Below are 9,181 nucleotides of genomic sequence, written 5' to 3' on the forward strand. Positions count from 1 at the left end.
CCCTGACTGCCCATCGAACAACACTAATCAGCTTCCATGCAGCGTTAAATCGCCGTGGTTGCTGGTTTTTTTCTTTTCTAGATTTTTATCAATACCCTTAAAGTGACATTCAATGTACATCATTATGTACATCACGGAACCAACACATATAAAAATATAGTCGCCAGTCTTGAACGGGTGAGCATCTGTTAATAACGGATGCTTTTTATTTTGCCTATAAGTACAATTATTTATACTATTTCATTCATAGCAACATAGTAATTAGTAGTAATAATACATAGGTGTACAATCGCACGCAAAACTTGTGTTAACAAGTGGTCTTGCTGCCTATTATAGCAAGGCTTTCACTACTTAATGTATTCTTTTAAAAGTCTCTGAATTGTCTACTTTTGTCTACCTAATGAAGTGAACACGCTATTACTAAAAATCGTATTCTGTGAGTATTTCAAACCTGTATTGACCCTCTACGATGTTCAGTTACGTTCACTTATACTGAGCATATTTTTACCCTGCGTAAATAGCAATTCCACAGCGTCCAACCCCTACTTTAGCAAGTTTTATAAGTGCTATAAGCATTGATACATCAGCCATTACAGCTATTCACTATCACAAAACTGTTTCCTAATCTGTTTCCACAATTAGCTATTGATTCAATACAATATAATGCTCACATTTGCAATTAAATTTCTTTTTTAAGACCCGACAAATATGACATATCGGTTCAGGTTTCCTCAGGTAGTGAATGTTAAAAAATGTCAGGTTTTGTCAGGTTTTGCGTCCCTGCTACCATGTCCGACAACTTCGAATAATACGCTAAAAATATCAGCTTTTGCCAACCTCTTATCTCTGTAAAAAGGTTAGGTTTTATTAGGTTTTGTCTACTCACATAACCATCAGAAACACCAATACATTAGTGTTTTGTTGACCCCCCACTGTAAATATTACTAAACCATAAAAGTGCAGGTTTTCGCAGGTAGTTTAATGTCATGTTTTGTCATGTTTTAATGACAAGTTTTGACAAGTTCATACCGACATTTACCGACAATTAATGCCATGTTTCTACATATCCAAGGTAAGGTTTAGACAGGTTTCACTATAGAACTAGTACGTATAATTGGTAGCAACTGTTACTGAACTGTTGCTTAGAATGCGTCTGTTAGGCACTAAAAAACCAGTGCAATTAAGCACTGGCTCTGTGGTTACTAATCATTACTAACGTACATAACTAACGCACTATGACACGTTCCATCATCTTCAGGATCTACACCCGTTGAATACTGAATACTTTTTAAACTGTCTGTACGACTAATACTGTTTAAGAACTGCTGTAGTTTTGTTTCAAATTTTACTTCATTCCAACTTGAAATAACCTTTACCTTTAACATCTGTTATTCTCCTTTAGGTTTATCTTGATAGGCACTTAGCTTACGCAATATGGTTAAACGCCATTGCCTAATTTCATCCGTAGTTTTGTGATACTTACCGGTTAAATGTTTATCACCTAACGGATGATTTTCAGGACGGTAATACTTATCCCTTAGTAACTGTAATTCGTCCACGCTCAGGTACGACAGCCGGTAATACATCTGTTTAGCTGCTGGTAGTTCATACTCGTTCAATAAATCAAATTCATGCTCTGCTTTCCACCAGATACGAACCAGAGTATGAGCGGTTTGCTGAATATTCCAGTCCTGATCCCACCACGGAACAAAGGGTTTACCATACCAGTCTATTTGATTAGCTGCTAACTTTTTCCAGAATGCCTGATCTCTAACCACGCCATCATTTGATTGCCGTTCAATCATTTATATCACCTCAAACAGGCTCAACATATTAGTGACGGATGCAGTGGCGTCATGAGCTACCTCTATATGAACGTCTTGTTCCAGCTCAAACCGCCATGCAGTGCTCTCTTCTATTTGTCCGATTTCAGCTAACGTACGTGCATTAAGTTTGTCGTTACTACTACCAGTATTGAATAGAAAGAACTGCTGCAAATAATCTCTATCATCCGTGGTTATCTGGTGTATGTACCGGCTGAACTGATACCGCTTATACCGGCAGATTTTAATATCAAATAACGTATTTTGCTCTACTTCAATTAACTGATTAACCAGCTTAAAACCATTCTGATTACTGACAGCATTGCCGTTACAATCTACAGCATTAGGTGAACTCATGAAACTATGAGCGTGGTAGAAGTCATTCTCCATACTGTGAATACGCTCCTGCATGTTTCGAATAGTATTATCAAGTTTCAGATAACCAGTAATGATTGATCGCTCTAACTCATCCACACATACACCACCCCAAAATACAGATTAAATTCACCAGACAACATAGATTAAACACGGGTTGATCTAATACTTAAATTGCATATTTTTTTATTTCAAAAACGAATCTATCACAGTTTAAGGTGGTGTGTCCGCTCCCTGTGATTGCGTCATATCAGCATTTCATGGTAGGGGGCTATCAAAAATAGTTGCACCATCTGTATTTATTTAAATGATATAGATTAAATTCGGGTTACTAATTATTTGCTTTCGGTAATACTGATAAGTTGATTTCGACATTACCAGTGTCATAATCGTTTCACCCTGATTGTAGTAACTTGCTTTAGAATCAAATACTACTGCTCGTAGTCCTAAATCAATAACACACCAGAACATCTCACGTACTCTCCGGTAAGTCTGATAATTATGGCTAACCAGCACCACTCTTTTTGTGCCATTCACTTTAAACAGCTCACCATGATCTATGACATTTTGACGGTCTAGTTTAGTCTGAACTGCTCTGCCTCTGTTATAGCTACGCTCACCATTCAATAGCTGGTCTAAATGATGTACCCGATAATACGGTGAACAGCGGTTAAACCCATATTGATCCACAAAGCTATCTAACATCTTTTGACTTTGCTCACCTTGACCATAGATTAATTTAATTTTCGTCCAATTCATGATTACCTCAATTATTAACTTCCACAGTGACAGTACATCAATAAAGTGACAGCACAAGTGACACCGGTAAATGAATGCTGTCACTGTTCGAAACGCTGTTACATCAACGATTTACCGGTAACGGTGACAGCAGTGACAGCAATTCTAGGAAAGTTTCTTTTACTATACTTATATGCTTCTATACTTACTTATTTATTTTTGTATAGATAACTTTTCTAAATGTGGTGTCACTGCTGTCACTATAAGCCAATATCCTTGATATACCGGTATTTATAAGAGTGACAGCACTTTTAAAATACTGTCACTCACCTGTCACTGCTGTCACTAACTGGCATGTATAGGGACTACTTTACGTTGCTGATTTATCTTATTTAACAGCTTCACACCTACATACAATCGTTGACCATTTGAGCGTTGGTAATTATTACCTAATTTATCTTTTAATCGTTTAGATAGCCTTTGAAAAGAAAGTGACTGATGATTAGTTTTTGACCACTCATTATATGCAACACGGATTTCTGGTGTACTTACTTTGTCGTTTGAATCATCCGTTACTTCTAAACAGTCATCAATGAACTGCTGTGCTATATCTTGCTTGTTCTTCTCATGCTCATTATTATCTATGATCTGCTGTGGAATACATAAACCGTCCTTTAAATATGCTTCCGCTCCATCAATTACCCAATCAAAGATAATATCTTGCTCCGCGTCTAACTTTGCCGGTAACTCAATATCAATTTTAGGATCACTAGTTTCAGTAAACTTCGCTAGAAACGGTACATATACTAAACGGCTCCAGATACCTGCATCAGTGCCATTCAACTGTGGTTTGTAGTTAGTGGATAGCCAGATTGTAAACGTTGCTATAAAGTTAGTTTCTGACTTGTATAGCTCTCGTGCGCTTTGTGGTTCACGAGATGTTAATGATTTAACACGAGCCTCATTTAACTTAGCACCATCTTCAATCTCAGATGTTGTGACAAATCTTTTACCCTTTAATGCTGCAATATCAGGAGTAGCATTTGAACCATTGCTAAACTTCTTTTCAGCCGCAATAATTGAATCAGGGTTCATTTTCCATGAGTAGTCACCTAACGTATTTGAAATAGCATCAAGGAACACGCTTTTCCCATTAGAACCGTTCCTGCTATCATCTGTATCATCACCATAGAGAATAAACATCTTGCGCTCTTTACCCAGCCCAATCAACGAATATCCTACTGCACGCTGCATAAACTCAATTAGTTCTACATCACCTAAAAATATTTCTTTTAAAAACTGTTCCCAGCGTGAGCCTTTATACGGATGCTCAGTAGTTGAACCACCGTTTGTAATTTTCGTTAACAAGTATTTAGGATCATGTGGTATCAACTTTATTTCACGGTGAGTAAAATCTGCTTTAACAATACCGGCTGGTGTGTTAGTTAAGCTGTTATCTGCATCCAGTTTATCGGGTTCCACTGTAACTAACGGTTTGATTTCCTCAATAGCGCTAACTTTTCCACGGTGATTTCGCTCTCTCGTAATAAATTTTCTTTTGGCTGTAATAGCATCCTCAGTGAGCTTTTTTTCATCAGTCTTATTGGTGCTATCCGTTATCTTACTGTCAACGTGTACTGGCTCCTGTGGTAGCTTTTCAACGACCTGATTAACACATTGAGCAATCACTAGGCTATTATCTAATTTCCAAACCTTTTTGTTCCAGTAATGGAAAGTATCTTCTGGCTTGATGTAAATAAACTGCTTATGAAAGCTGTCTACTACACGCTCCGCCATGCCGGTATCATCATATGAATAATAACCGGTTTTAACTCTAGAGTTCTTAGATTTAATGAATGTATTAAAGTCACCAACCGGCTTTTCAGTATTATCGTTAAAATCAAACTGGTACTTATTAGGATGCTTTTTAAACGTGTTTACTGCATGTCGGATTGCCTTATTCAGGGTTTTTGCGCCGTATGTAGATTGCTCACGCTTACTGTCCCACTTATCACGCATCAGCTTACTACGCCTAAATATTCGATCCATCTGGTCAAAATCTTTGTTAGTCCAAAATGCTAATTTCTGAGCTAGTTCCCAGTCGGCCTCTGATTGAGTAGGATAAAGCCCTTTCCAACCTTTATAGAATAATGACTTAAATACACCACGATCGTTAGCGTTAGCAGCTCTTTTAATTAACTCATCATCATCCGTAAAAGCCGTGTGTCCCTGTACTGCCTTGTGATCTGGTATTATATTCCCCTCTGTGGGTGGTAAGTATTTATCAATGAGATTATTCAATGGTTTGTCAGGTATCGCTTTGATAACATTTGAACCATTAAAACTATCACCAGTCACTGCACAGAAACGCAAGGAATCATATACTTCTACTCCAAATTTTGAACCCTTAGTGTGGGAGTTTTGCTTATGTCCTTTAACAAAGATATGAAAGCCATGTTTAGAAATGGAACGCTCACAGTATGAACCATCTGTTACTTTGAAAAATTCCTTGGTAATTGGATCATTAGCCTCTTTGTGATCTAAATCTAGAAACACATAGGGCGGATGTACCAGCATTGCTAGTCCTGCTGCATTAGCTGTACTATTTTCATAAGCTGTCTTTGCTCTTTCAAAGGTAGTCCAGTCTGCTGGTTCAGATGTACTAATACCTTTTCCAGTAGTTGGATTTAGTGGTATTTTATTTAATTTGTCACCTTTGGGATACTTTCTAGTAACAAAAATGCCCCAAATATTTTGCTCTTTTAACTCCTGTGGGATATTCGAGTAATCATACAAATTGCATCCCTCCTTTTTATTTATGGTTAGTTAATCGTTGTCTTTCCAGTTGTTCTAACCGTTTAGAAATATCATCGAGGTTTGATAACACTTGAAAAACAATCTCACGGATGCCCTCACCGTTACATACAGCACTGAGCAGAATATCAGATGCCAGCTTTTTATTAGGCTTACGATTATAGGCGTGAACCTCATCCGCCATTTCATCAATCTGGTTTAAAACCACGTTAAGTAATACTTTATTGTGATGCGCCTCAGCACTAGCATCACCATAATCTTGAATTTCATTATTCATTGAAAGCACACTCCTTATTGGCTATAATAAGGATATAAATTGCATGTCTGAATGCGATAGTCTGTGGTTACTTTGGTGAGTACACAGACTTTTTTTATACCCTTTTTCATTTTCTAACTCCTACCAGCACAGTTCGTACTATACGTTCTGTGCTTTTTTGTCTATCCATAATAACAACGGTGAAACTCCGATCACAGGCTGGCGACTTGTTTTATTAGTTGTTCACACCGTCATTAAGAATGAAACTATTAACTTCTGATTTACTAAAAAAAGTTAAACTAGGTGCTGCTTCAATGAAATGTTCCGGTAATCCTTGGTTAACCATCTTAGTAACTGTCGCTGTGGAAATACCTAAGTAAGCTGCTACTCCAGTTTTGCCTTTGAGCCAGTCGCCTAATTGTCCAGCACTAGCTTTTTTAACCTCTTCCACGGATGAGTTAAGCAGTGCTACAAACTGTAAACGTAGCTGTTCACTTGCATCCGGTGGTAAGACTACCTGTAATGTGTCACTCATAAGATCACCTCTTTCTACTGTTTAACGGCTGTTAATTCACTAATTGCCTTTTCAACACGTTTCTGTTGTTCATCCGTTAGCGGTTTGCGTAACCACTTGGAAAAGGTCGAATCCGCAATGCCTACAGCCTGCGCAACTTCCCAGTTACGCAAGCGATTAACATAGATTTTGTCACGTAAAGCCTGATTTTGTACCATACTATTGATTCCTCACTTTCTGTTTACTATAGCACTCAATACATAACTAATTGTTCGCACTAATTACTATGGTGTAAATATATCACTTATCACTACGAAAAACAAGTACGTTGTTGACGTTCACTATAGTAACCAGTATAATGTGCGTAAAGGGAGTGTGATAAATGAAAATTAATCTTTCAAAATTATTAAAGAATCGAGATCTCTCAGTTTCAGAGTTTGCTGAACAATCAGGCTTAGGTAGAACTACCTTGTCTAAATTGAATAATGCTACTGACCTGCCAGGCAAAACTAAAACTGAAACGCTAATAACTATTTGTAAAGCTCTCAATATCACACTGGATGAATTAGTTTCCGTTAGAGATTACACCCATGAGGTTGTAGATGTTTTTTCACAAAAAGTTAGCACAAATGATAATGCACTGACCACTTTTGTTATTATAAAAAGTCAAACAGAAACAAAGCTTTTCTATTCCATTTACTCACTCACGGCAACGACTAGCTTTGATACGCAAACAGATCTTAAAATGGAACAAGCAAAACATGATCTTTATGTAGAAACCGCTAGAGCGCTAGGCTCTAAATATGACATAAAGTTTAATTTTAATAGTGCTTCATTACGTGAAGAACTTGCTTCAAAGATTCCTACTGAGGATATGTCTAACTTGCAAGATGCAGAACGCAAAATTGCAATATCATTCGATAATCAATATAAAAAGTATCTGTTTTCAATCGATATGGATAGTTTTAAACCAACAGCTTTAACTCAGATAAAGAAACAAAATTCTGACTTGTATGCAAAAATAATGTCATATACTCCACTGTCTTTCGATACATTGGAAACTATTACTACGGATGATGAGATAAAAGACCTATCACAGCAAATAATTACTAAGACAAAGTTTGAATTAACAAATTCTATCTATTTCTTTTGGCATTTCACTAACGGCTATTATGGAGAAAAAAGGACTGTAGCATTTGACCTAACAAATGGTTCTGCTGCCTCAGTTTCTAACGTTGATGTGAGAAATAATAGACAAGAATCATTCGTAGCAAACCAGCTCATTAATCATCTTTTTGATTCAAAGAAAGACCAATAACTAGTTACATACCGTTCACAGGCTGGCGCTGAAAGGAACGGTAACTATTATGGCAAGCATTATCAGTTACACTTTAAAGAATGGTAACAAGCGCTATATGTATTCAATGTATGGCGGTTTAGACCCACAGACAGGTAAACCTAAGCACGTCCTTAAACGAGGTTTTAAGACAAAAAAAGAAGCCACCTTAGCAGCTAGTCGCAAGGAACTTGCAATCAGTCAAGGTGACGTTCAGAAAGTAAACAATATTCTATTTAGTCAGGTGTATGAACAGTGGTATCAAGAGTATGTTAATACCGTTCGTGAGAGTACGTGGGCGCGTACTGCTGGCATGTTCAACAACCATATACTACCAGCTTTTGGTAACAAGCGCATCCGTACAATCACCATCAATCAGGTACAACGAGCCGTTAACAAGTGGTACAAAGCAGTCAGCTATAACTATAAGCGCTGGTATGAGTATACCGTGGCAATTTTCGACTTTGCTCTAAAGCATGGCTATATGCACGGTGATAATCCTGCTACTAAGATCACCATGCCTAAGAAAAAAGAAAGCTGGGGTAGTAAGCCTGAGAACTTTTGGGACAAGCAACAGCTCACCACTTTCTTTAATTGCATTGACCCAAACACTGAACTAGAGAAGTTTACCCTGTTTCGAGTGCTGGCGTTCGCTGGTGTCCGTAGAGGTGAATGTTTAGCCCTCACGTGGAATGATGTTAACTTTAGTAAGTCCACACTGACTGTTAATAAGACCCTCACACAAGGTAAGCGTGGCAAACAAATCATACAGCCACCTAAGACCCACAAGGGACGGCGTGAGGTATCACTTGACCCAACTACCATGAATTACCTTAAACGCTGGCGAGCACACCAGAAACGTGAGTATTTGCTTCTAGGCTTTAACACCATGAACAAAGGTCAGCTCATCTTTGCTAACAGTAAGAACAAGTTTAAATCACTCAACACACCGGCTAAATGGCTGAATAAGATCATCAAAGACTATAACGCCACCCACACGGATGAGTTAAAAAGAATAACCGTCCACGGGTTCAGGCATACATCCGCCAGTATGTTATTTGCAGCAGGCGCTACCATCAAAGAGGTGCAAACTCGTTTAGGTCATGAAGACGCTCAGACTACTTTAAACATCTATACTCACGTTACTAAACATCAGGATAATCAGGCAGCCGAAAAGCTGGCAAACTACTTTGATAACTAATTAAAACGTGGCAATGTACATCATTTTGTACATCACGCTAAAAATAAAATTCGATTTAATACGCATGAAACCAGTGTTTTCAAGGGTTTTAAGAAAGTCGGGTTCAATACCCTGACTGCCCATC

Annotated in this window: 10 protein-coding genes; 2 read left to right on the forward strand and 8 right to left on the reverse strand. The window is 37.8% G+C overall.

The window, feature by feature from the left end:
- Positions 1 to 1,202: 1,202 nt before the first annotated feature.
- The 8 genes from HC026_RS11960 to HC026_RS11995 form a co-directional block, all read right to left on the reverse strand.
- Entirely contained in the window at positions 1,203 to 1,385 is a 183-nt protein-coding gene (locus tag HC026_RS11960) for a sporulation protein Cse60 (RefSeq protein WP_168926143.1), read from the reverse strand.
- Between the two features lie 3 nt (positions 1,386 to 1,388).
- Positions 1,389 to 1,805: a hypothetical protein gene (locus HC026_RS11965; RefSeq protein WP_168926144.1), complete on the reverse strand. Its 417-nt coding sequence runs from the start codon at positions 1,803 to 1,805 to the stop codon at positions 1,389 to 1,391.
- On the reverse strand, positions 1,806 to 2,297 hold the full coding sequence (locus HC026_RS11970) for a hypothetical protein (RefSeq protein WP_168926145.1): 492 nt from the start codon (positions 2,295 to 2,297) through the stop codon (positions 1,806 to 1,808).
- A gap of 204 nt (positions 2,298 to 2,501) precedes the next feature.
- Entirely contained in the window at positions 2,502 to 2,957 is a 456-nt protein-coding gene (locus HC026_RS11975) for a hypothetical protein (RefSeq protein ID WP_168926146.1), read from the reverse strand.
- Positions 2,958 to 3,281: 324 nt separating this feature from the next.
- Positions 3,282 to 5,732, reverse strand: coding sequence for a phage/plasmid primase, P4 family (locus HC026_RS11980; RefSeq protein ID WP_168926147.1), 2,451 nt, complete (start codon positions 5,730 to 5,732; stop codon positions 3,282 to 3,284).
- Between the two features lie 16 nt (positions 5,733 to 5,748).
- On the reverse strand, positions 5,749 to 6,027 hold the full coding sequence (locus HC026_RS11985; protein WP_168926148.1) for a hypothetical protein: 279 nt from the start codon (positions 6,025 to 6,027) through the stop codon (positions 5,749 to 5,751).
- Positions 6,028 to 6,241: 214 nt separating this feature from the next.
- Entirely contained in the window at positions 6,242 to 6,541 is a 300-nt protein-coding gene (locus HC026_RS11990) for a helix-turn-helix domain-containing protein (protein ID WP_168926149.1), read from the reverse strand.
- A gap of 14 nt (positions 6,542 to 6,555) precedes the next feature.
- Positions 6,556 to 6,738 carry a hypothetical protein gene (locus HC026_RS11995; RefSeq protein WP_168926150.1) on the reverse strand — a complete coding sequence of 61 codons (183 nt, stop codon included), beginning with the start codon at positions 6,736 to 6,738 and terminating at the stop codon, positions 6,556 to 6,558.
- Between the two features lie 164 nt (positions 6,739 to 6,902).
- Here HC026_RS11995 and HC026_RS12000 point away from each other — a divergent pair, with 164 nt between their 5' ends.
- Positions 6,903 to 7,838, forward strand: a complete 936-nt coding sequence (locus tag HC026_RS12000) for a helix-turn-helix domain-containing protein (RefSeq protein ID WP_168926151.1) — start codon at positions 6,903 to 6,905, stop codon at positions 7,836 to 7,838.
- A 49-nt stretch (positions 7,839 to 7,887) separates the two neighbouring features.
- Complete coding sequence (locus tag HC026_RS12005; protein ID WP_168926152.1) at positions 7,888 to 9,057, forward strand: site-specific integrase; 1,170 nt, start codon at positions 7,888 to 7,890, stop codon at positions 9,055 to 9,057.
- Positions 9,058 to 9,181: the final 124 nt, after the last annotated feature.

It is taken from the genome of Secundilactobacillus angelensis (assembly GCF_012641075.1).
Taxonomy (GTDB): Bacteria; Bacillota; Bacilli; order Lactobacillales; family Lactobacillaceae; genus Secundilactobacillus; species Secundilactobacillus angelensis.

Bases quoted from the DNA above. Each gene is read 5' to 3' on its own strand.
- HC026_RS11990 (WP_168926149.1), bottom strand. From the start codon at position 6,541: ATGAGTGACACATTACAGGTAGTCTTACCACCGGATGCAAGTGAACAG.
- HC026_RS12005 (WP_168926152.1), top strand. From the start codon at position 7,888: ATGGCAAGCATTATCAGTTACACTTTAAAGAATGGTAACAAGCGCTAT.
- HC026_RS12000 (WP_168926151.1), top strand. From the start codon at position 6,903: ATGAAAATTAATCTTTCAAAATTATTAAAGAATCGAGATCTCTCAGTT.
- HC026_RS11995 (WP_168926150.1), bottom strand. From the start codon at position 6,738: ATGGTACAAAATCAGGCTTTACGTGACAAAATCTATGTTAATCGCTTG.
- HC026_RS11960 (WP_168926143.1), bottom strand. From the start codon at position 1,385: ATGTTAAAGGTAAAGGTTATTTCAAGTTGGAATGAAGTAAAATTTGAA.
- HC026_RS11965 (WP_168926144.1), bottom strand. From the start codon at position 1,805: ATGATTGAACGGCAATCAAATGATGGCGTGGTTAGAGATCAGGCATTC.
- HC026_RS11975 (WP_168926146.1), bottom strand. From the start codon at position 2,957: ATGAATTGGACGAAAATTAAATTAATCTATGGTCAAGGTGAGCAAAGT.
- HC026_RS11985 (WP_168926148.1), bottom strand. From the start codon at position 6,027: ATGAATAATGAAATTCAAGATTATGGTGATGCTAGTGCTGAGGCGCAT.